Here is a 23995-nt window from a genome sequence, read left to right as displayed (position 1 = left end):
TGTTATCCCTGCTGTACTTTCAGTGCCTGCGCCCACTGGCGCGCAGACTGATCGAGTAAGTGGTAAACCGCTTCAAAGGCTTCACGACTCTTGCGATAAGGGTCGGGAATTTCACGCTCATTGTCCCAGTGACCAAACAGCATCACTTTGCCGCGCATCTCCGGTGCGATCTCACACAGCCGGGCAATGTGGCTTTTTTCCATGGTCAGAATGAGATCGTATTCGCGGCACATCTTGCCGGAGAGCTGACGGGCGCAATGCCCGTCCAGGGAAATCTGGTGTACCGCTGCCACGCTTGCGGCGGATTCATCTGCCCCTTTACCGACCAGTGCGCCCAGGCCCGCAGACTCGACGCTAAGAGACGGAAGATAATTTTTCAGCAGCCGCTCCGCCGTCGGGGAGCGGCAGATATTGCCGACGCATACCACCAGAATTTTGTTGAACATAAGGGTTACCAGGTATGGATATCTTTCGCCGTATCCGTCATGTAGCGAACGCCACTGATGGTTGGCAGCAGTTGGTTGATAAGCCTGTTCCAGCGCGCGACCGGCGCGGTAGTAACGTACACCACGTCGTACGGCTGCAGCGTGAAGTTGGTGGCCATGACCAGCGACGTCGCATCGGACATATCCAGCTGATAGACGCTAGCAATCTTGCCGCTCTTGTCGTTTTTCAGTGGACGGATCACGAAGATGCCGCTGGCGTTGGAGGCGGTCATGTCGATACCTTCCGCCTGGCCCAGCGCCTCGGTTAGCGTCATACCGCTGAAGTCCATTTTGAGGGTGCTCTGTTTTTTCACTTCGCCCATCACGAAGACCTTCAGATCGTCGTTGCGCGGCACGAAGAGAATATCGCCCGGGTAGAGCAGGCGGTTCTGGCTGAGGTCGCCGTTTTGCATCAGCGCCTGCAGAGAAATGCGCTCTTCTTTACCGTTGTGCGTCAGCACGACGTTGCGCCAGTCGGCCAGATCGGTCATGCCGCCGGCGTTGTTGATGGCGTCCAGCACGGTCAGCGGCACGTTGGTGATGGCCTGCTGCCCGGATTTATTCACCTGGCCTGAAACGTAGGCCTTTTGCGAGCGGAACGCCGCCACGTTCACATCCACCTGCGGATCGGTGATGTAGGTCGCCAGGCGACCCGTGATCATGCTGCGGATTTCAGAGAGCGTTTTCCCGGCCACCTGCACGCGGCCGATGTACGGATAGAAAATCGAGCCGTCAGGCTGCACCCAGTTACCGGTGTCGCTGGAGCTGCGGTACTGGCCCGCCGGAGTGGTAAGCTCCGGGTGATCCCAGACGGTTACGCTCAGCACGTCACCGGGGCCCACGCGGTACTGATAATTGCTTAACTCCTGATCCAGCGACATATTCGGTTGCGCCACGTTTGGACGCGGACGCAGTTGTTCAATCAGTCGCGGGGTCAGCGGATAAACATTCACCATCCGGTCGATGTCAAAATCAGCATCCTGCTGCTTAATCACATCTTTGCCGAAGGTCGACATATTGCTGCCGGGGAGAACCGTGCAACCGCTCATCAGGATTGCAGACACCAATAATGGCATCAATTTCAGTTGAGATTTCATCATTGATTATTTTTCACTTTGGCGGAGAAATTATCCTGTGCGAATAAAACAAACCAGAATGCATTCCGATCATTTCGATTGAGAATGCCGTTAACCGAAACGAAATATAACTGGTATCATTCCTAAAAGACCGTTATCGATCCAGCAGCAGTTGACAGAATAATTCAGGCTAATTTCGCGGCCATCAGGCACGCTACCGCCCTTGGCTTTCAGTTACCAATCCACTGCTTAATCATAAGGTTATACAGAGTTCCGGTGATAATTCCGCCCAGAACAATGTGAGATGGCATATAAAACAGACATGCCCAATATCGCTTCAGAAATAAAGTGTAAGTGGCATACGGATAACGTTTATTTATGCATGTGAATTGTTGCAGCAACCGTTATTTTCGACAAGGACGCAATGCCTGACAGGCCTGCTTTTAGGATAAATATTAAGAAAGTCAGATTCTTTTTAGGATTATCTTTATATTGACAGAAATGACATAACGTTCCCGAACAAAAACACGCATAACAAAGTGACAATATAATTAATAACAGAAACAATATGGATAATATGTTGTTGAGCAATAACTTCAATTTAAGATTATCCTCAATATATATTGCAATTCCGTCCACCGTTATCCATGATCCTGGTGTGACAATTTTCATATCGCAGAAGGTGTTAAACAACATATGGAATGGATTGCCGATCCCTCAATCTGGGCAGGCCTCATTACTTTAGTGGTTATCGAGCTGGTGCTCGGGATCGATAATCTGGTTTTTATCGCGATTCTCGCAGAAAAGCTGCCCCCGGCAGAGCGCAACCGGGCGCGCATCACCGGCTTGATTCTGGCCATGGTGATGCGCTTGCTGCTGCTGGCCTCGATTTCCTGGCTGGTGACCCTCACCCGCCCACTCTTTAGCTTCCGCGATCTTAGCTTCAGCGCGCGCGACCTCATTATGCTCGGTGGCGGTCTTTTTTTGCTGTTTAAGGCCACGGTAGAGCTTAATGAGCGGCTGGAAGGTAAGAACAATGACGGCCCGACGCAGCGCAGGGGCGCGAAGTTCTGGGCGGTGGTGGCGCAAATTGTGGTGCTGGACGCCGTTTTCTCTCTCGATTCAGTGATCACTGCCGTCGGCATGGTCGACCATCTGCTGGTGATGATGGCGGCAGTCGTTATTGCCATCTCTATGATGCTCTTCGCCAGCAAAGCACTGACGCGCTTTGTGAACAGCCACCCGACCATCGTCATCCTGTGTCTGAGCTTTTTGCTGATGATTGGCTTTAGCCTCGTCGCGGAAGGGTTTGGCTTCTACATTCCGAAAGGCTATCTGTACGCAGCGATCGGCTTCTCGGTGATGATTGAGGCCCTGAACCAGCTGGCGAACTTCAATCGTCGCCGTTTTTTGTCCGCTAACCAGAGCCTGCGCAGCCGAACGACGGAAGCCGTTATGCGGCTGCTGAGCGGGCAAAAAGAGGATGCGGAACTGGATGCGCAAACCGCCTCGCTGATTGCCGACCATAAAGATGAGCCCGTGTTCGAGCCGCAGGAGCGACGCATGATCGAACGGGTGCTGAACCTCAATCAGCGCAGCGTCAGCAGCATCATGACCTCCCGTCACGATATTGAGCACATCGACCTCAGCGCGCCGGAAGAGGAAGTGCGCGCCCTGCTGGAAAAAAACCAGCATACCCGCCTGGTCATCACCGGCGGAGAAAACGAAGAGGAACTGGTGGGCGTGGTGCACGTCATTGATTTGCTCGCACAGTCGCTGCGTGGCGACCCGCTGGATTTGCGCGCGCTGCTGCGCCAGCCTCTGGTTTTCCCGGAAACGCTGCCGCTTTTGCCCGCTCTGGAACAGTTTCGTAATGCCAGAACGCACTTTGCCTTCGTAGTCGATGAGTTTGGATCCGTGGAAGGGATTGTGACGCTGAGCGACGTGATGGAAACGATCGCCGGTAACCTGCCGAACGAAGCGCAGGAAACAGATGCCCGCCATGATATTCAGAAGAATGCCGACGGCAGCTGGACGGCCAACGGGCATATGCCGCTGGAGGATCTGGTGCAGTTTGTGCCGATGCCGCTGGACGAGAAGCGGGAGTACCACACCATTGCCGGGTTGATTATGGAGCATTTACAGCGAGTGCCGCAGGCAGGTGAAAGCGTCGAGGTAGGTGGTTTTATGCTGAAAACGCTGCAGGTGGAAAATCATCGCGTGCAGCGGGTACTGGTTATTCCACCACAGCGCGATGAAGATGAATTGAATTACGAAGTGTAATGAAGCGGCCGGTAAACGGCACAGAGGCTCTTTTTGCCCGGTGGCGCTGATGCCTTATCCGGCCTGCCGAACCCTGCAGGCCCGCGCAAACGAATTGCCGCCGGGCATTCACACCCGGTGTTAAGATTAAGCGGACTTACAGTTTGTCGAGCAGCTTTTTAACATCTTTGCCGGACTGACTGTCCTGGTTTTTGTCCGCCCAGGCTTTCAGACGATCGCGGGCTTCGCTTTGCAGCTGTTTACGCAATACCTGGTCAACCTGAAGGCTGTAGTTAAGCGCATCCCACTTGCCGTAGACCCGAAGTGGAATGGCGGTGTTTTTCAGGGTATCGATCAGCTTGCTTTCCCCCTGCCAGCCCCCCAGCACTGTTACGTCAAAGCGCATATCAGCATCTTCCTTCACCAGATCCATCGCCCCTTTGCCGCCAAGGGCCATCATCGGCGATTTTCCGCTCATGTCATTCAGCGACAGGGTGCCATTATCCAGCGTCATGCTGCTGGTAAATTCGTCAAGCCGGGTCGCGCTCTCCAGGCTTTCCTTTGCCTTCACGTTAGTACTGCGTTCCACCGCCTGCTGCACCAGCTGCTGGAAGTTAAGCCCTTCCGCACGGGAATCCAGTAGCGTCAACTTCGCCTGCCCCTGCCAGCTGCGGCGGAAGCTGTCGGCGTCAATTTTGCCGCCCTCAAACTCACCGGTCAGTGAAAGTTTGCCAGTCAGGTTGATGGAGTAATTAAACGCTTTCAGCAGCGTGCCAATCTGAATGTTGTCGAGCTTCGGTTCAAACGCAGAAACCGGCATGCTCTGCCGCGCATCCAGTCTGCCGGGCAGCGACAGCGTGCCGCCATCCAGCTTGCCCTGAAGCTCAGCAAGAGTAAGCAAGCCGTAGTTGTTAGTGGCCTGCACGTTGACGTCGGTGAAGTTCATACCACGCCAGAGGATCTGGCCGGCTTTCAGCTGCAGCGCTGCACTGAATGCGCGCAGGCTGCTGTAATCCGGCTGATTCGTGCTGTCGGCAATCACCGGGCGCTGCTGGCGAGGCTGACTCTGCCCCTGCTGGCTGACCGCGCTGTCCGCGCTGGGGTTCGCCTGCGAAAGTAAATTGTCCAGATTCAGCTTGTCGGAATGCACATCGAGCTGCCACTGAGGTTTATCGCCGAGCAGCACGCTACCCTCGCCGCCCAGCTTGCTGTCGTTGGCGGTCAGCTGCAGCTGACTGAAGCTCAGACGCTTCTGCTCTTCGAGCCACTCAGCCTGCAGGGATGCCTGCCCGGCAATGCCCTGTGGCGGCAGATCGGCGCCCTTAAGCTGCCAGTTGAGCTGGCTGAAGCTTGCGGTCAGCGCGTGTGGGTATTCCCCGGCGTTGACTTTTGCGGTGAAGGAGAGATTCAAATCCCGCTGATCGCGGTTGATACGACCAGAGAAATCAACGTTGGCCTGATAGTGATCGTCCTGATCCATTTGCAGCTTGATATCGCGGACGGTGACCTGTTCGTCGTCCTCATGCTGGAACACCAGCACGCTGTCAGCGACCTGTAACTTCGCGATATCGAAGGACCAGCCCCGATCTTCGGGTGCCTGCGGCAGCGTATTCTCGCGAGGTGCTACCGGTGCCTGAGCGTCCTTGATGGCTTCGGTCGCCGGGGTCAGTTCGATGACCGCCCCTTTTAGCATCACCTGGTTGACCTTCAGTTGGTGAGACAGCAGCGGCATCAGCGCCACATCAAGGCGCATGTTGTCGGCCTTCACCAGCGGCGCGCTGGCACCCGGCTCCGTCAGGGTCATTCTGCCGGACAAAATACTGAGCTGCGGCCAGACGTGCCAGCGCAGCGGTCCATCCAGCTGAAGCTGATAGCCGCTGCGATCCGCCACCTGGCGGACCAGGTAGTCACGAAAATCGTTCGGGTTGACCAACAGCACCAACGCCGACAGGCCGGCCACAATCACGACCAGCAAAATCATCAGCGTTGTCAGAATTCGTCTCATGATGTCTCCGGCGCGTTCGTTACGCTCAGTCTTTGTCAATACGACTGGCTACCGCGCCCTGCTGGTCACGGTACTTGGCGTCTTCACGGCGGTTGTAAGGGCGAGCCGCCGGGCCGGAGAGCGGTTCAAAGCTCAGGGCGCCAATCAGCATTCCCGGACGCAGCGCCAGCGGCAGCTTGCCCGAGTTATAGAATTCAAGCACGATGCAGCCGGACCAGCCAGGATCGATGCGGTGCGCGGTAACGTGAACCATCAGACCCAGTCGCGCAAGAGAGGAACGACCGTCGAGCCAGCCCACCAGATCGGCAGGAATAGTGACGGATTCCAGGGTGACGGCGAGAGCCAGCTCACCCGGATGAAGATAAAACGCATCGCCCTCGGCAAGCACGATTTCTTCGCTCATCACTTTGTCGAGCGCGGCGCTGACTTCCGCTTTCGGGCCGCTGAGATCGATAAAGGCCGCCGTGTGCCCGCTAAAGGTACGGAATTTATTGCCGAGGCGCACGTCCACCGTCGCACCGTTGATGCGCTCCACCGGAGGGCGTGGGGAAATTGCCAGTCGGCCTTCGTCCAGCCAGGCTTCAATATCTCGGTCACACAGACGCATGCGCTATCTCCTTTAATGCCGCAAGCCCGGCCTCTGCCGGGTCATAGTGCACAGTACATAATTCAGGGGAATTATTCAAAAAACTGACTGATTTTGGCCTTCAGAATATCGATGGCAATGCGGTTCTTCCCACCGCGCGGCACGATAATATCGGCGTACTGTTTGGACGGTTCGATAAACTGCAGGAACATCGGGCGCACCGTTTTCTGATACTGCGCCATCACGGAGTCCATCGAACGCCCGCGCTCGTTCACGTCACGCTTGATACGACGCATCAGGCAAATATCCAGCGGCGTATCAACGAAAATGGAGAAGTTCATCTCTTCACGCAGACGAGCATCCGTCAGCAGCAAAATCCCTTCAAGGATGATCACTTTCTTCGGCTTGATATGCACCGTCTGCGGCATACGGGTATGTTCCACATAGCTGTAAACCGGCAGTTCGATCGCTTCACCGCGCTTGAGCATCTGCAGGTGCTGATACAGCAGGCTGTGATCCATGGCGCTTGGGTGGTCATAGTTCGTTTTGACGCGATCTTCCATCGACAGATGACTCTGGTCTTTGTAATAGCTGTCTTCGGGGATGACGCCAATATGTTCATCGCCAACCTGTTCACGTAATTCGCGGTAAAGGGTGCTGGAGATGAGACTTTTACCCGAAGCCGATGCGCCGGCGATGCCTATAATGACGCACTGATGAGACTTATCAGTCATAAGTTTTTGCGACCTGATTAACCTGGATGTGAGGAAGGGTGACGCCTGAGCGCCAAACGCCGCAATTATAGGGATTTCAGCCCCCCGATACCAGTCGAAAACGACATTCCCGCGCGTTGGGATAAAAAGTGACTATTCGCAAATTAATATGTTCACTTTTCCGACGCTCCTGACCGTTTTTGCGCAAACTGCGAATTTATCTCTCAATGCTGTTAAATAATGAGCAGATGGCATAGGAAATGTAAATTGTTTGTACTAGCATGATCCCATTTACAATCCTAATGAATTCAGGCCAATTCCTCGTGAAAAGTCGCGGCCGGAAGGCCCTGGCGGAAAGCGGTAAATGAAGATATCCGAAAATAGAGCCTCCGAGTCCCCTGGTCACCCGCTGTTGCGCATGGCAAGCCTTGGGCTTCTGACCTTTATCTTTACGCTTTTCTCACTCGAATTAACGCGTTTTGGAACAATTCTAGCACCTTTATGGTTCCCCACTTCGATCATGATGGTGGCCTTCTACCGTCACGCCGGGAAAATGTGGCCGGCCATCGCCGCGGTCTGTTCGGTTTCAAGCGTATTGGCCTCAATGGTGCTGTTCCCCTTCAGCGACGCCAATCTGATTTTCACCGGAATTAATCTCGTGGAAGCCGCCCTGGGCGCGCTGCTGCTGCGTAAATTTTTACCAGGCTATAATCCGCTGCAAAACCTGCACGACTGGATTCGTCTGGCCGTAGCCTGCGCCATAGTTCCGCCCCTGGTTGGCGGCGCTCTGGTCATCATCCTGGCACCCGGCGATAACTGGCTAAACACCTTGTTGCTTTGGGTGCTGTCTGAGTCTATCGGCGCACTGGCGCTGGTACCGCTGGGACTGCTCTACAAAAATCACTATCTGCTACGCCACCGTAACCCGCGTTTGCTGCTGGAAACGCTGCTGACGTTGGCGGTCACCCTGGCCCTGAGCGCAATAGCAATGTTGTGGCTGCCGTGGCCGTTTACCTGTGTCATCGTGCTTCTGATGTGGAGCGCCGTCCGTCTACCGCGCATGGAAGCATTCAGCGTCTTTCTGATAACCGTGATGATGGTGTCGCTGATGATGGCTACCCATCCCGTCACCCTGGTAACACCGCAGGCCTATGCGATGAGCAACGCGCCGTGGCTGCCGTTCCTGATGATGCTGCTGCCCGCCAACGTAATGACGATGGTGATGTACGCCTTCCGCGCCGAACGCAAGCACATCACCGAAAGTGAAGAGCGTTTTCGCAACGCGATGGAATATTCGGCCATCGGCATGGCGCTGGTTAGCACGGAAGGTCAGTGGCTACAGGCAAACAAAGCGCTGTGTAATTTCCTCGGCTACAGCCAGAACGAACTGCGCGCCATGACTTTCCAGCAGTTGACCTGGCCGGAAGACCTCGATAACGATCTTGCCCAGCTTGAGCAGCTTGTCAGCGGCGAAATCAATACCTACACCATGGAAAAACGCTACTACACGCGTAAAGGTGACGTCGTATGGGCGCTGCTGGCGGTTTCACTGGTGCGGCACGCCGATGGCACGCCGCTCTATTTCATCGCCCAGATTGAAGATATCAACGACCTGAAGCACACCGAATGGGTGAATAAGCGCCTGATGGAGCGAATTACGCTCGCTAACGAAGCGGGGGGAATCGGCATTTGGGAATGGGAGCTGGGGCCCGATCTGATCTCCTGGGACAAGCGGATGTTCGAGCTGTATGAAATCCCGTCTCACCTTAAACCCACCTGGCAGCTCTGGCACAATTGTCTGGTAGAAGAAGACAGAGAGCAGGTGGAGCAGGTGATCCGCAACGCGCTGCGCGCCCGTTCACCGTTCAAGCTGGAATTTCGCATTCAGGTAAAGGAAGGTATTCGGCATATCCGTTCGCTGGCTAACCGGGTGCTGAACAAACAGGGCGAAGTGGATCGCCTGCTCGGCATCAATATGGACATGACCGAGGTCAAACAGCTCAACGAGGCGCTGTTCCAGGAAAAAGAGCGCCTGCACATCACCCTCGATTCCATCGGCGAAGCGGTGCTCTGTACCGACGTCGACATGAACGTCATCTTTATGAATCCGGTAGCGGAAAAGATGAGCGGCTGGAATCAGGACGAAGCGATGAAGCAGCCGCTGCTGCACGTGCTGCGTATCACCTTTGGCGACAATGGCCCGCTGATGGAAAACATCCACAGCGGTGATATCTCCCGAACCGATATCGAGCAGGACGTGGTGCTGCACTGTCGCAACGGCGGCAGCTACGATATTCATTACAGCATTACTCCGCTCAGCACCCTGGACGGGCAAAACATCGGCTCAGTACTGGTGATTCAGGACGTCACCGAATCGCGCAAAATGCTGCGCCAGTTGAGCTACAGCGCCTCGCATGACGCCCTCACCCACCTGGCAAACCGCGTGAGCTTCGAGCATCATCTCAAGCGCCTGCTGCAGACCGTCCAGGAAACCCATCAGCGTCACGCGCTGGTCTATATCGATCTCGATCGCTTCAAGGCGGTGAATGACACTGCAGGTCACGCGGCGGGCGATGCCCTGCTGCTCGAGATCTCTTCCATGATGCTCGGGATGCTGCGTACCAGCGATATTCTCGCCCGTCTGGGTGGAGATGAATTCGGGCTGCTGCTGCCTGACTGCAACGTCGAAAGCGCCCGCTATATTTCCGGGCGTATTGTTCAGGCGATTAACGATTACCACTTTATGTGGGAAGGCCGCCTGCACCGCATTGGTGCCAGCGCCGGGATCACCCTGATTGACGAAAGCAATAATCTGGCCTCAGAAGTGATGTCTCAGGCGGACATTGCCTGCTATACCTCGAAAAATAACGGGCGTGGGACTATCAGCGTCTATGAGCCGCAGTTAGACAGGCTTCACCAGCAGCGCAGTATGATGTCGCTCGATGAGCAGTGGCGCATGGTACGCGACAACCATCTGGTGCTGATGGCGCGCGGCGTGGCCTCTCCCCGCGTGCCGGAAAGCAGTCATTTCTGGCTGCTTTCTCTGCGTTTATGGACCAGCGAAGGGGAAATGGTTGAGGAGCAGGCTTTCCGTAAGGGGCTGGCCGATCAGGAGCTCATCCATGCGCTTGACCGCCGTATCTATCAGGATTTTTTCCGTAACTGGGCACACGTTGTTGCCGCACGCGGAATAAGCATCACGCTACCACTTTCGGCGGCGGGGCTCACCGGGCCCGTACTGGTCAACGAAATCCTTGATGGCCTGACCCACAGTGCGATGCCCGCGCGTCTGCTGCATCTGGTCTTCAGCGCAGAAAGCCTGTTACAAACGGGCGTGCAGGAAGGGTTGAATCAGCTGCGTAAAGCGGGCTGTAAAATCATCATCAGCCAGGTCGGCCAGGATCTGGAGCTGTTTGAGCATCTTTCCGTCGGCAGCGCCGATTACGTCATGCTGGATCCGGAAATCATCGGCAACGTCCATACCAGCCTGATGGATGAAATGTTGGTGACCATCGTCCAGGGCCACGCCCAGCGTCTTGGAATGAAAACCATTGCCGGGCCAACTCACCAGGCATTAATGATGGATACCCTCTCCGGCATCGGCGTGGATCTGATTTACGGCGACATTATTGCCGTCAACCAGCCGCTCGACGTGGCGCTCAACAGCAGCTATTTCGCCATCAACTGACACGTTTATACCTCTCCGCCTGCGGCATCTGTCGCAGGCCATGTCTACTTATTACGACGCTAATGCTTACAAAATTTAACCATTAACCTGCTAATCAATTATTCTTTACATGTAATATACAAAAGAACAACAAAAATACTCTTCCGGTGACAGACCCGTCGCAGTATGCCGCGCCTCGCCTGCCTGCCCCACGCTGTCTCAGCACAGCTTTATCAGGACACCGACTATGAATACGCTTTTTAACTGGAGCACGACTCAGAAACACGTCGCTGTCGCCAGCTTTTCCAGCTGGATGCTCGACGCTTTCGACTTTTTCATCCTCGTTTTTGTACTCAGCGATCTGGCCAACTGGTTTCACGCTTCGGTCTCCGAGGTGTCCATTGCCATTATGCTGACCCTGGCCGTAAGGCCGATAGGCGCGCTGCTGTTCGGGAGAATGGCGGAAAAGTTTGGTCGCCGCCCTATCCTGATGCTCAACATTCTCTTCTTCAGCATCTTCGAACTGCTTTCGGCATGGTCCCCCTCTTTCACCGCCTTCCTGACATTCCGCGTGCTTTACGGCATCGCCATGGGCGGGATTTGGGGCGTGGCATCTTCTCTTGCGATGGAAACCATTCCTGACCGTTCACGTGGACTGATGTCGGGCATCTTCCAGGCCGGATATCCCTGCGGTTATCTGCTGGCTTCCGTCATCTTCGGGCTGTTTTACAGCACCGTCGGCTGGCGTGGCATGTTCCTGATTGGCGCGCTGCCCATCTTCCTGCTGCCGTATATCTGGTTCAAAGTACCGGAGTCGCCCGTATGGCTTGCGGCGCGTGAGCGTCAGGAGAGCACTGCCCTGCTGCCCATTCTGCGTAGCCACTGGAAGCTGTGCATTTACCTCGTGTTGCTGATGGCCTGCTTCAACTTTTTCAGCCACGGTACGCAGGATTTATACCCGACCTTCCTGAAAGTACAGCACGGATTTGACCCGCATACCGTCAGCCTGATCGCCATCAGCTACAACATTGCCGCCATGATCGGCGGGATCTTCTTTGGCTCCCTGTCCGAAAGGATTGGCCGTAAAAAAGCGATGATTATCGCCGCATTTCTCGCCCTGCCCGTGCTGCCGCTGTGGGCGTTCTCGACTGGCTCATTTAACATTGGGCTTGGCGCTTTCCTGATGCAGTTTATGGTGCAGGGTGCCTGGGGCGTGGTGCCAACCTACCTCAACGAGCTGGTGCCCGCCAACGCGCGCGCCGTGCTGCCGGGCTTTGTCTATCAGTTGGGGAATCTGCTGGCTTCGGTGAATGCAACGCTACAGGCACGCATCGCTGAAGCTAACGGCGGCAACTACGGGATGGCAATGGCGCTGGTAGCGGGGACGGTGGCAATCCTGATTTGCCTGTTTGTGGCTTTCGGTCGCGAAACCCGCGGCGTGGTCATTTCTGGCCACCAGCCGCAGGGTACAACCCGCGAGCAGCATACGCACTAGTCGGGCTGAAATGCGTCGCTGTACCAGATGTGCAGTAGCGCATAGGAGCGCCACGGCTGCCAGCGCTCCGCATAGCGACGGATTTGCGCAGGCGTCATGCCGGAAAAGCGCTGTTTGATCAGATAGTCGTCCGGCAGAAAGACGTCTTTCGCCTGCCAGCCGCGCAGCGCAAAGTAGTTCGCAGTCCAGCGGCCAATGCCGGGGAACGCCTGAATGGCCTTCATCGCCGCCTCAATGTTTTGTGGCGGCGTTAAAGGCAGCTCACCGGCGATTGCGGCCTGCGCCAGGTGAACCAACGCTTCGGCGCGTTTGATCGGCATCCCAAGCGCTTTTAACGTCAGCGGATCCGCAACGACCAGCTGCTGCGGCGTGGGGAAGCAGGTAAGCCCCGACTCATCATCAAGCGGCGTACCGTAAGCCATTGCTACCCGGCTGGTGAGCTTCGCGGCCATCGCCACGCTGACCAGTTGCCCGAGAATCGCCCGCACGCCCTGCTCAAACGGATCGACACAGCCCGGTAGCCGCAGGCCCGGGCGGGCCGCCGCCAGCTCACCGAGCGCCGTTGAAATCTGCTGTGGTTCGCAGCGTAAATCGAACAGGTTCTCCAGCTTTTCCAGACACAGCGCGCTGACCGGCCTCAGGCCCGCCGTCAGCTCAACGTGTAGCGTGCACGTGGCTTCATCTGGCGTAGCCCGTATCAGCCCACGATGCTCCCCCAGCGCCAGGCTGCGGATATAGCTGCCATCGCTAAAAGCTTCCACACCCTCCACCGCACGAGCGGAAAGAAAGCCAAACATCCACGCCCAGTCAAAGGGCGGCTGCCAGCGCAGTGTATACATGCGGTCTCCTCTTGTTTACCCCAAGCATAACCGCCAGGCTGCGCCATCGCCTTGCTTTTATATTTTTTCTGGTACCAATCTGAAGAGTGAAACCGAGCCGGTCAGCTGGTGCATCTTCTCCTCCATCGACATCGCTGCCGAGGTTGATTGCTGCACCAGCATCGCGTTTTGCTGGGTGACCTTATCCATATCGTTCACCGCCAGTTCAATCTGCCCTATCCCCCGGCTTTGCTCGTCGGAGGCCGTCGAGACATGATCCATCAGGGTATTCACCTTATTGACGGATGAAATAATCGCCGCGATGGCCTCCCCCGCCATCAGCACCTGCTGCGAGCCCGCTTTCACGGCCTGGACGGACTCCCCAATCAGGCCCTCAATTTCCCTGGCTGCCAACGCACTTTTCTGCGCCAGCTCGCGAACTTCGCTGGCAACCACCGCAAAGCCTTTCCCCTGGGTACCCGCGCGGGCGGCTTCTACCGCCGCATTCAGCGCCAGAATATTGGTCTGGAAAGCAATGGTGTTGATGACACTGACGCTCTCAACGATCAGCCGGGAATTGGCTTCTATGCGCGTCATGGTGGCAATCACGTCGCGCGTGACCGCCTCACCGTTACGCGCATTGTCCACCGCCTCGCGGGTTTGCTGGCTGGCCTGGGTAACGCTGTCGCCGTTCGCCTTCACGGTAGCGGACAGCTGCTCCATGCTGGCGGCGGTTTGCGTCAGCGCAGCAGCCTGCTCCTCGGTGCGCGAAGCCAGATCGCAGCTGCCCGCAACAATTTCCCGGGATGAGTGCGCAACGGCATCGCTGGCGCTACGCACCTGGCTAATCACTCCGGCCAGCGCACCACGCATGCTTTCCACTGCCCGCATCAGCGCATCCATTTCATTTCCACCTTCAGCCTTTACCGGCACGGATATCGCCAGATCGCCCTCAGCGATCTTCTGGCAGACCTCACCCGCCGCCGCCATCGGCCTTATTACCCGTCGGGAAAGCAGCATTTGTACAACGACAATTGCCAGACCAAACAGCAAGGCAAAGAAGAGGTTCCCGGCAATGCCCAGCTGGAAACGCTGCTGTGCGTCGTTATTCAGCGTCAGCGCATAGCGCTGATGAACCTCAAGTACCTTGTCGAGGGCCGATTCAAACTGCGCGTCCAGAACGCTGATCTGCGGGATCAGCTCCCGAAAGCGCACAAGATCGTTACGCCTGACCGCCTCAATCAGCGGCAGCACCCCCTGCTGGCGGTAGGCCGTCCAGCGCCGGGAGTAGTTTTCATACAATGCCCCTTCGCCGGCGAGCTTCGGGCTGTTGCTGAGCGCGGCAAAAGCAGCATCCGCTTTGTCCAGCAGCGCCTGGATAGCCTGCGGATCGCGCATTTGCGTTTCACTCCCGGCGCTTTCACGCTCGCGCATCTGCTCCATCAGGCGCACGCGCAGGGTACGGCTATGGTTAACGGGATCGATAATCGACAGCACCGTTTTTATTTCCGTATTCACCTGGTTAAGGGCGCTGTTGCTGCCCACGACAAGCCAGAGATTGGTCAACGAGGTGACAGCAAAAAAAATAAAGAGTGAGAGTAATACAATAAAGGCAGATTTCTTGAGTGACATAACGTTCCCTTGACTGGTTTCAGTTGAGTTGTATCGGTGGAACGCAAAAAAACTAAAATTTATTGTCGCCACTGACGCATTCGGCTAAAGTCGTCGCCCTTTCTTCACTGGCATGGGGAAGTTACACGGTGTTTATTGGTTTTGACTACGGCACGGCAAACTGCTCAGTGGCCGTGATGCGCGGTAATTCACCGCAGCTTTTAACCCTTGAAAATGGCAGCACGCTGCTGCCCTCAATGCTTTGTGCCCCTACGCGCGAGGCTGTGAGCGAATGGCTGTACCGTCAGCATGACGTTCCGGCAACGGGCGAAGAGACGGAAGCCTTACTGCGCCGCGCTATCCGCTTTAATCGCGAAGAAGATATCGACGTGCAGCATAACAGCGTACAGTTCGGCCTCTCCTCGCTGAAGCAGTACATCGACGATCCGGAAGAAGTCTACTTTGTTAAATCGCCAAAATCGTTTTTGGGAGCCAGCGGGCTGAAACCGCAGCAGGTGGCGCTGTTCGAGGATCTGGTTTGCGCCATGATGCTGCACATCAAGCAGCAGGCAGAAACTCAGCTCAGCGAGAACATTACCCAGGCGGTGATTGGTCGCCCGATTAACTTCCAGGGCCTCGGCGGCGATGACGCCAACGAACAGGCGCAGGGAATTCTCGAACGCGCTGCACAGCGCGCCGGATTTGCGGACGTGGTATTCCAGTTCGAACCGGTTGCCGCAGGTCTGGATTTCGAAGCCACGCTGACGGCTGAAAAACGCGTCCTGGTGGTCGATATCGGCGGCGGGACGACCGACTGCTCCTTATTGTTGATGGGCCCGCAGTGGCGCGAACGTCGCGAGCGTCAAAGCAGCCTGCTCGGCCACAGCGGTTGCCGCGTGGGCGGGAACGATCTGGATATCGCACTGGCATTCAAATGCCTGATGCCGCTGCTCGGCATGGGCGGTGAAACCGAAAAGGGCATCGCTCTGCCGGTACTACCGTGGTGGAATGCTGTCGCCATCAACGACGTTCCTGCTCAGACCGATTTTTACAGCACGGCTAATGGTCGACTGCTGCGGGATTTGGTTCGTGATGCACGCGATACAGACAAAGTCGCCCTGCTGCTGAAAACCTGGCAGCAGCGCCTGAGCTATCGCCTGGTGCGCAGCGCAGAAGAGAGCAAAATTGCGCTCTCGGATAAAACGAATGTGACTACCACGCTGCCGTTCCTCAGTCCTGAGCTGGCCGCTGACATCAACCAGTTGGGGCTGGAAGCCGCACTCAATCAGCCGTTAACGCGTATTCTTGAGCAGGTACAGCTGGCGCTGGATAACGGTCGTGAAAAACCGGACGTTATCTATTTAACCGGCGGCAGCGCCCGTTCACCGCTGATCAAAAAAGCGCTGGCGCAGCAGCTGCCGGGCATTGAGATAGCCGGTGGCGATGATTTTGGCTCGGTCACCGCAGGGTTAGCCCGCTGGGCGCAGGTGATATTTGGCTAACTCCTTTATTGAAGCCCTTAACAGGGCTTCAGATTAATGACAAACCTCGTCCTCTTTCTGCCGGATGGCGGCGTAAACGCCTGATCCGGCCTACAACTTCCTTCAATTCCAGTCTATTGCCTGAATCCTGTAGGCCTGATAAGCGTAGCGCCATCAGGCAACTGAAGTTTGTCATTAGCCTCTGTTTTTACTTTCACAACCCTCGCCTTTCCTGCCGTCATTCAGACGTTTCCAGACAGTCTTTCATATTTCCTCCATTATTCCGGGGTGTTCCGTTACTAAACTAGTATCATTCCGCGAAAGGTTTCAGGACGAGATACGTATAACGATGAAAGGCAGCAATAAATCCCGTTGGTTAAGCGCGCTGGGCGTAGTGGCGATCGCAGGCGTCGCCGTGTATTTCTGGCACAGCAGCGGCACGTCCGAATCGGGCGCTGCTCCCGCAGCATCTCAGGGTCAGCATGCCGGAGGGGGTCGTCACGGTGGGCGCTTCGGCGGCGCATTAGCCCCCGTTCAGGCGGCAACTGCCACCAGCGAAGCCGTGCCCCGCTACCTGACCGGTCTTGGCACGATCACAGCGGCAAATACGGTTACGGTTCACAGCCGCGTTAACGGCCAGCTGCTGGCGCTGCATTTCCAGGAAGGCCAACAGGTGAAAGCGGGCGATTTACTGGCGGAAATCGATCCGAGCCAGTTCAAAGTGGCGCTCGCTCAGGCACAGGGTCAGCTGGCAAAAGATAACGCCACGCTCGCCAACGCACGCCGCGATCTTGCTCGCTATCAACAGCTGGTTAAAACCAATCTTATCTCTCGCCAGGAAATGGATACCCAGCAGTCGCTGGTCACCGAAAGTCTCGGCACCGTGAAAGCGGATGAAGCCGCCGTTGCCAGCGCACAATTGCAGCTCGACTGGACGCGCATCACCGCCCCCATTGATGGCCGCGTGGGCCTGAAACAGGTGGATATCGGGAACCAAATCTCCACCAGCGATACCACGGGCATTGTGGTATTAACCCAAACTCACCCGATTGATCTGGTCTTCACCCTGCCGGAAAACGATATTGCAACGGTGGTCAAAGCGCAAAAAGCCGGGCAAAACCTGGCGGTAGAAGCATGGGATCGGACCAATAAGCAGAAGCTCAGCACCGGCGCATTACTGAGTCTGGACAACCAGATAGACACCACCACCGGGACCATCAAGCTGAAAGCGCGTTTTAACAACATGGACGACGCGCTGTTCCCGAATCAGTTCGTCAACGCTCGCCTGCTGGTGGATACCGAACAAAACGCCGTGGTCATTCCTGCCGCCGCCCTGCAGATGGGCAACGAAGGCAACTTCGTCTGGGTACTGAATGACGAAAACAAAGTCAGCAAACACATCGTCGTGCCGGGCATTCAGGACAGTCAGAAAGTGGTTATCAGCGACGGCCTGTCGGCAGGCGATAAGGTCGTCACAGACGGCATCGACCGCCTGACCGAAGGGGCCAAAGTTGAGGTGGTTGAAGCCCATACCTCCACCTCCGATCAGAAACCGGCGGCTGAGCACAGCGGCAAAAAAGGAGCCCGCTCCTGATGCACGTTTTACCTCCCGGCAATACGGGCGGGCCATCCCGCCTGTTTATCCTGCGCCCGGTCGCCACCACGCTCATGATGGTGGCCATTATGCTGGCGGGAATTATCGGCTACCGTTTTTTGCCGGTCTCTGCGCTGCCTGAAGTCGACTATCCGACTATCCAGGTGGTTACGCTCTATCCTGGTGCCAGCCCGGATGTGGTGACCTCTTCCATTACCGCCCCGCTTGAGCGCCAGTTTGGGCAAATGTCCGGCCTGAAGCAGATGTCTTCCCAGAGCGCAGGGGGCGCATCCGTGGTGACGCTGCAGTTCCAGCTTGAGCTGTCGCTCGACGTTGCCGAACAGGAAGTTCAGGCCGCCATTAACGCCGCCACAAATCTGCTGCCGAGCGATTTACCGAACCCGCCGGTCTACAGCAAGGTCAATCCGGCGGATCCGCCGATCATGACGCTCGCCGTCACCTCTTCTGCCCTGCCGATGACGCAGGTGGAAGACATGGTAGAAACGCGCGTGGCACAGAAAATTTCTCAGGTGTCCGGCGTCGGCCTGGTGACGCTTGCGGGCGGCCAGCGACCTGCCGTACGCGTGAAGCTTAACGCGCAGGCTATCGCCGCAATGGGGCTGACCAGCGAAACCGTACGCACCGCCATCACCAACGCCAACGTTAACTCAGCGAAAGGTAGCCTCGATGGCCCGACCCGCGCGGTCACGCTCTCCGCCAACGATCAAATGCAGTCCGCCGCCGAATACCGCAAGCTGATCATCGCCTATGTGAACGGATCGCCCGTCCGCCTCGGCGACGTCGCTACCATTGAGCAAGGCGCAGAAAACACCTGGCTTGGCGCGTGGGCCAATAAACAACAGGCGATTGTGATGAACGTTCAGCGCCAGCCCGGCGCGAACATCATCGCCACCGCCGACAGCATCCGCCAGATGCTGCCTCAGCTCACCAGCAGCCTGCCGAAGTCCGTGCAGGTGAAGGTATTGTCTGACCGCACCAACAATATCCGTGCATCGGTGAGCGACACCCAGTTCGAGCTGATGCTGGCCATCGCGCTGGTTGTGATGATCATTTACGTCTTCCTGCGCAACGTCCCGGCAACGATTATTCCCGGCGTGGCGGTGCCGCTGTCCCTGGTTGGCACCTTTGCGGTCATGGTTTTCCTCGATTTTTCCATCAACAATCTGACGCTAATGGCGCTGACCATCGCCACGGGCTTCGTGGTCGATGACGCCATCGTGGTTATCGAGAACATCTCGCGCTACATCGAAAAAGGCGAGAAGCCGATGGCGGCGGCGCTCAAGGGCGCAGGCGAAATCGGTTTTACCATCATCTCACTGACCTTCTCGCTGATTGCGGTACTGATTCCGCTGCTGTTTATGGGCGACATCGTCGGGCGTTTATTCCGCGAGTTTGCGATTACTCTGGCAGTGGCGATTTTAATCTCCGCCGTGGTGTCGCTGACGCTGACGCCGATGATGTGCGCGCGCATGCTGAGCCATGAATCGCTGCGCAAACAGAACCGCTTCTCCCGCGCCAGCGAGCGCTTTTTCGAACGCGTGATTGCCGCTTACGGGCACATGCTGGCTAAAGTACTGAACCACCCGTGGCTGACGCTTGGCGTAGCGCTCAGTACCCTGGCGCTGTCGATTATGCTGTGGATCTTTATTCCGAAGGGCTTCTTCCCGATTCAGGATAACGGCATCATTCAGGGCACTTTACAGGCACCGCAGTCCGCTTCGTTTGCCAGCATGGCCCAGCGTCAGGAGCAGGTTTCCGACATCATCCTGAAAGATCCGGCGGTAGAAAGCCTGACTTCCTTCGTCGGCGTCGATGGCACCAACCCGGCGCTCAACAGCGCACGCCTGCAAATTAACCTTAAGCCGCTGGCAGAGCGCGACGACCGCGTACAGAAAGTGATTCGTCGCCTGCAGCAGGCGATTGACCGCGTACCTGGCGTCGAGCTTTATCTGCAGCCGACGCAGGACCTGACCATTGATACCACCGTCAGCCGCACGCAGTACCAGTTCAGCCTACAGGCTAATTCGCTGGATGCCCTAAGCGAATGGGTGCCGCAGCTCATGGCGGAGCTGCAAAAGCTGCCGCAGCTCGAAGACGTAAGCAGCGACTGGCAGGACAAAGGCCTGTCGGCCTATGTGAACGTTGACCGCGACAGCGCCAGCCGGCTTGGCATCAGCATGGCGGACGTCGATAATGCGCTGTATAACGCCTTCGGTCAGCGGCTAATTTCCACCATTTATACGCAATCCAACCAGTATCGTGTAGTACTGGAGCACGACACCCGCGAAACGCCGGGGCTGTCGGCGCTGGATAACATCCGTATCACCAGCAGCAGCGGCAACGTTGTACCACTGAACGCCATTGCCAAAGTGGAAGAACGCTTTGCCCCCCTGTCGATTAACCACCTCGATCAGTTCCCGGTGACGACCATTTCCTTTAACGTCGCCCAGGATTCATCGCTGGGCGATGCGGTACAGGCCATCACCGATGCGGAAAAAGCGCTGAACCTTCCGACAGATATCCGTACCGAATTCCAGGGCAGTTCGCTGGCCTTCCAGGCCGCGCTCGGCAGCACCGTCTGGCTGGTTCTGGCTGCTGTCGTGGCGATGTATATCGTACTCGGCATTTTGTATGAGAGTTTCATTCACCCGATCACCATTCTCTCCACGCTGCCCACCGCGGGCGTCGGTGCGCTGTTGGCGCTATGGATTTCGGGGAGTGAACTCGACGTTATCGCCATCATCGGCATCATTCTGCTTATCGGTATCGTGAAGAAAAACGCCATCATGATGATCGACTTTGCGCTTGCCGCCGAACGGGAACAGGGCATGCCACCGCGTGAGGCGATTTATCAGGCCTGCCTGCTGCGCTTCCGCCCAATTCTGATGACCACGCTTGCCGCGCTGCTTGGGGCGCTGCCGCTGATGCTGAGTACCGGCGTTGGCGCTGAGCTGCGTCGCCCGCTGGGAATTGGCATGGTTGGCGGTTTGCTGGTGAGCCAGGTGCTGACGCTGTTTACAACACCGGTTATCTACCTGCTGTTCGATCGTCTGTCGCTGACCCTGAAACGCCATCTGCCATCGCGTGAAGAGGAGGCGTAAGTGAAGTTTTTCGCCCTCTTCATTTACCGGCCGGTGGCGACGATTTTAATTTCGCTCGCCATCACCCTCTGCGGCGCGCTGGGCTTCCGGTTATTGCCGGTGGCCCCGCTGCCGCAGGTGGATTACCCGGTGATCATGATCAGCGCCTCGCTGCCGGGCGCTTCGCCGGAAACCATGGCTTCATCGGTCGCCACGCCGCTTGAGCGCTCACTCGGCCGCATCGCCGGGGTCAACGAAATGACTTCGATGAGCTCGCTTGGCAGCACGCGCATCATTTTGCAGTTCGACTTTGACCGCGATATTAACGGCGCCGCACGCGACGTGCAGGCGGCAATCAACGCTGCGCAAAGCCTGCTGCCAACCGGTATGCCAGGCCGCCCTACTTACCGCAAAGCAAACCCGTCGGATGCGCCGATCATGATCCTGACGCTGACCTCGGACACTTACTCTCAGGGCCAGCTTTACGATTACGCGTCAACGCAGCTGGCGCAAACCCTTTCGCAGATTGACGGCGTCGGCGATGTCGACGTCGGCGGCAGTTCCCTGCCCGCAGTGCGCGTCGATCTTAACCCGCAGGCGCTGTTCAATCAGGGCGTGTCTCTGGACGATGTACGTACGGCGATCGGCAACGCCAACGTACGTAAACCGCAGGGCGCCATTGAGGACAACAGCCAGCGCTGGCAGCTCGCCACCAACGATGAGCTGAAAACCGCCGCGGAATACAAGCCGCTGATAATCCACTACAACAACGGTGCCTCGGTGCGCCTGAGCGACGTTGCCAACGTCACCGACTCGGTGCAGGACGTCCGCAACGCCGGGATGACCAACGCCAAACCGGCTATCTTGCTGATGATCCGCAAACTGCCGGAAGCCAACATCATTGAGACCGTGAACGCCATTCGCGCCCAGTTGCCGGAGCTGAAAGAAACCATTCCGGCGGCCATCGATTTGCAAATCGCTCAGGACCGGTCGCCCACCATTCGCGCCTCGCTTGATGAAGTGGAACAGGCGCTGGTGATTTCGGTCGCGCTGGTGATTCTGGTCGTGTTCCTGTTCCTGCGCTCGGGCCGTGCGACGCTTATCCCCGCCGTCGCCGTACCGGTATCGCTGGTCGGCACCTTTGCCGCGATGTATTTGTGCGGGTTCAGCCTCAATAACCTGTCGTTAATGGCGTTAACCATTGCCACCGGCTTTGTAGTGGACGACGCCATCGTGGTGCTGGAAAACATTTCTCGCCACGTGGAAGCAGGCATGAAGCCAATGCAGGCCGCACTCCAGGGGAGCCGGGAAGTCGGGTTTACCGTCCTGTCGATGAGCCTGTCGCTGGTCGCCGTTTTCCTGCCGCTGCTGCTGATGGGCGGATTGCCGGGGAGACTGTTGCGGGAGTTTGCCGTGACGCTCTCCGTCGCTATCGGCATTTCGCTTGCCGTATCGCTCACGCTGACGCCGATGATGTGCGGCTGGATGCTTAAATCTTCCCGCAAGCACCAGCCAACACGCGATCGGGGCTTTGGTCGCGTGCTGGTCGCGATGCAACGTGGTTACGGCAAATCCCTGAAATGGGTGCTGAACCATGCCCGCCTCGTTGGCGTGGTGCTGCTTGGCACTATCGCCCTGAACGTCTGGCTCTATATCTCCATTCCGAAAACCTTCTTCCCGGAGCAGGACACCGGGGTGGTGATGGGCAACATTCAGGCGGATCAGAGCATCTCTTTCCAGGCGATGCGCGGCAAACTGCAGGACTTCATGAAAATCATTCGTGAAGACAAAGCGGTAGATAACGTCACCGGCTTTACCGGTGGTTCACGCGTAAACAGCGGAATGATGTTTATCACCCTGAAGCCACGCGACGAGCGCAACGAAACGGCGCAGCAGGTCATTGACCGGTTGCGTAAAAAGCTCGCCAAAGAGCCCGGCGCAAACCTGTTTCTGATGGCGGTGCAGGACATCCGCGTGGGCGGACGCCAGGCGAATGCAGGCTATCAGTACACGCTGCTGTCCGATAATCTCGCCGATCTGCGGGAGTGGACGCCGAAAATCACCAAGGCGCTATCGGCGCTACCCGATCTCACCGACGTGAACTCTGACCAACAGGATAACGGTGCGGAAATGGACCTGGTGTATGACCGGGAAACCATGTCGCGGCTTGGCATCAGCGTCGAAGACGCCAATAGCCTGCTGAATAACGCCTTTGGTCAGCGGCAGATTTCCACTATTTACCAGCCGCTCAACCAGTACAAGGTGGTGATGGAGGTCGACCCGGTTTACACCCAGGATATCAGCGCCCTTAACCAGATGTTCGTGATTAACAGCGAAGGCAAAACCATTCCGCTTTCTTACTTCGCGAAATGGCAACCGGCTAACGCGCCGCTCTCCGTCAATCATCAGGGCCTGTCGGCGGCCTCAACTATCTCCTTCAACCTGCCGACGGGCAAATCCCTGTCGGAGGCGAGCGATGCCATCGACAGAACGATGACGCAGCTTGGCGTGCCGCAAACTATCCGTGGCAGCTTCGCGGGGACGGCGCAGGTGTTCCAGCAGACCATGAACTCTCAGGTGATCCTGATTATTGCGGCGATCCTGACGGTGTATATCGTGCTGGGGATGCTGTATGAGAGCTACGTTCATCCTTTAACGATCCTCTCCACCCTGCCGTCAGCGGGCGTCGGCGCGCTGCTGGCGCTGGAGCTGTTTGGTGCACCGTTCAGCCTGATTGCGCTCATCGGGATCATGCTGCTGATTGGTATCGTGAAAAAAAATGCCATCATGATGGTCGACTTTGCGCTGGAGGCGCAGCGCAACGGCGATCTGGCGCCTGAAGACGCCATTTTCCAGGCCTGCCTGCTGCGCTTCAGGCCAATAATGATGACCACTTTGGCGGCGCTGTTTGGCGCTCTGCCGCTGGTGTTGTCCGGCGGAGACGGCTCAGAGCTGCGTCAGCCGCTGGGGATAACCATCGTCGGCGGTCTGGTGATGAGCCAGCTTCTGACGCTGTATACCACCCCGGTGGTGTATCTGTTCTTCGATCGCCTGCGGCTGCGTTTCACGCGTAAATCTCATCAACCGGTAACTGAGTAACT

At 56.9% G+C, this 23995-nt stretch carries 14 protein-coding genes; 7 read left to right on the top strand and 7 right to left on the bottom strand.

The features are described from left to right. Positions 1–2: 2 nt before the first annotated feature. Positions 3–446, bottom strand: coding sequence for a low molecular weight protein-tyrosine-phosphatase Wzb (gene wzb, locus AB1287_RS20935; protein ID WP_312627673.1), 444 nt, complete (start codon positions 444–446; stop codon positions 3–5). A gap of 5 nt (positions 447–451) precedes the next feature. Further along, on the bottom strand, positions 452–1585 hold the full coding sequence (locus tag AB1287_RS20930) for a polysaccharide export protein (RefSeq protein ID WP_312627671.1): 1134 nt from the start codon (positions 1583–1585) through the stop codon (positions 452–454). Positions 1586–2257: 672 nt separating this feature from the next. Between AB1287_RS20930 and AB1287_RS20925 the strand changes: the two genes are divergently transcribed. Then, the gene (locus tag AB1287_RS20925) at positions 2258–3844 is read left to right on the top strand and encodes a TerC family protein (protein ID WP_312627670.1); all 1587 of its coding nucleotides are present in this window, start codon (positions 2258–2260) and stop codon (positions 3842–3844) included. Positions 3845–3980: 136 nt separating this feature from the next. Here the strand turns inward: AB1287_RS20925 and asmA are convergent, their stop codons facing one another. The 3 genes from asmA to udk all read right to left on the bottom strand — a co-directional run bounded on the left by asmA (position 3981) and on the right by udk (position 7148). Continuing rightward, entirely contained in the window at positions 3981–5828 is a 1848-nt protein-coding gene (asmA, locus tag AB1287_RS20920; protein ID WP_435618964.1) for an outer membrane assembly protein AsmA, read from the bottom strand. Between the two features lie 25 nt (positions 5829–5853). Next, complete coding sequence (gene dcd, locus AB1287_RS20915) at positions 5854–6435, bottom strand: dCTP deaminase (RefSeq protein ID WP_312627667.1); 582 nt, start codon at positions 6433–6435, stop codon at positions 5854–5856. Between the two features lie 71 nt (positions 6436–6506). Then, complete coding sequence (udk, locus tag AB1287_RS20910; protein ID WP_312627665.1) at positions 6507–7148, bottom strand: uridine kinase; 642 nt, start codon at positions 7146–7148, stop codon at positions 6507–6509. 343 nt (positions 7149–7491) lie between these two features. On the opposite strand from udk, the gene AB1287_RS20905 reads away from it, so the two are divergent. After that, positions 7492–10815 carry a diguanylate cyclase gene (locus AB1287_RS20905; RefSeq protein ID WP_435618963.1) on the top strand — a complete coding sequence of 1108 codons (3324 nt, stop codon included), beginning with the start codon at positions 7492–7494 and terminating at the stop codon, positions 10813–10815. A gap of 226 nt (positions 10816–11041) precedes the next feature. Beyond that, positions 11042–12289 (top strand): MFS transporter, encoded by a 1248-nt coding sequence (locus tag AB1287_RS20900; protein WP_312627661.1) that lies wholly within the window; start codon positions 11042–11044, stop codon positions 12287–12289. Here AB1287_RS20900 and alkA read toward each other — a convergent pair. Beyond that, positions 12286–13128 (bottom strand): DNA-3-methyladenine glycosylase 2, encoded by an 843-nt coding sequence (alkA, locus tag AB1287_RS20895; RefSeq protein WP_435618962.1) that lies wholly within the window; start codon positions 13126–13128, stop codon positions 12286–12288. The two genes, AB1287_RS20900 and alkA, sit on opposite strands and share 4 nt — an antisense overlap. Before the next feature lie 57 nt (positions 13129–13185). Further along, positions 13186–14739 (bottom strand): methyl-accepting chemotaxis protein, encoded by a 1554-nt coding sequence (locus tag AB1287_RS20890; RefSeq protein ID WP_435618961.1) that lies wholly within the window; start codon positions 14737–14739, stop codon positions 13186–13188. 128 nt (positions 14740–14867) lie between these two features. Here AB1287_RS20890 and yegD point away from each other — a divergent pair, with 128 nt between their 5' ends. The 4 genes from yegD to mdtC all read left to right on the top strand — a co-directional run bounded on the left by yegD (position 14868) and on the right by mdtC (position 23993). Then, positions 14868–16220 (top strand): molecular chaperone, encoded by a 1353-nt coding sequence (gene yegD / locus AB1287_RS20885; protein WP_312627787.1) that lies wholly within the window; start codon positions 14868–14870, stop codon positions 16218–16220. A gap of 328 nt (positions 16221–16548) precedes the next feature. After that, positions 16549–17793 carry an MdtA/MuxA family multidrug efflux RND transporter periplasmic adaptor subunit gene (locus AB1287_RS20880; protein ID WP_312627659.1) on the top strand — a complete coding sequence of 415 codons (1245 nt, stop codon included), beginning with the start codon at positions 16549–16551 and terminating at the stop codon, positions 17791–17793. Then, the gene (locus tag AB1287_RS20875; RefSeq protein ID WP_435618960.1) at positions 17793–20915 is read left to right on the top strand and encodes an MdtB/MuxB family multidrug efflux RND transporter permease subunit; all 3123 of its coding nucleotides are present in this window, start codon (positions 17793–17795) and stop codon (positions 20913–20915) included. Before AB1287_RS20880 ends, AB1287_RS20875 begins: the two co-directional genes overlap by 1 nt. Next, positions 20916–23993 (top strand): multidrug efflux RND transporter permease subunit MdtC, encoded by a 3078-nt coding sequence (gene mdtC / locus AB1287_RS20870; RefSeq protein WP_312627657.1) that lies wholly within the window; start codon positions 20916–20918, stop codon positions 23991–23993. It abuts the gene before it with no gap. Positions 23994–23995: the final 2 nt, after the last annotated feature.

This window comes from Scandinavium sp. UTDF21-P1B (assembly GCF_040750395.1).
GTDB lineage: Bacteria > Pseudomonadota > Gammaproteobacteria > Enterobacterales > Enterobacteriaceae > Scandinavium.
Note: the sequence above shows the minus strand (reverse complement) of the source record. Positions and strands in the feature narration are given on the sequence as shown.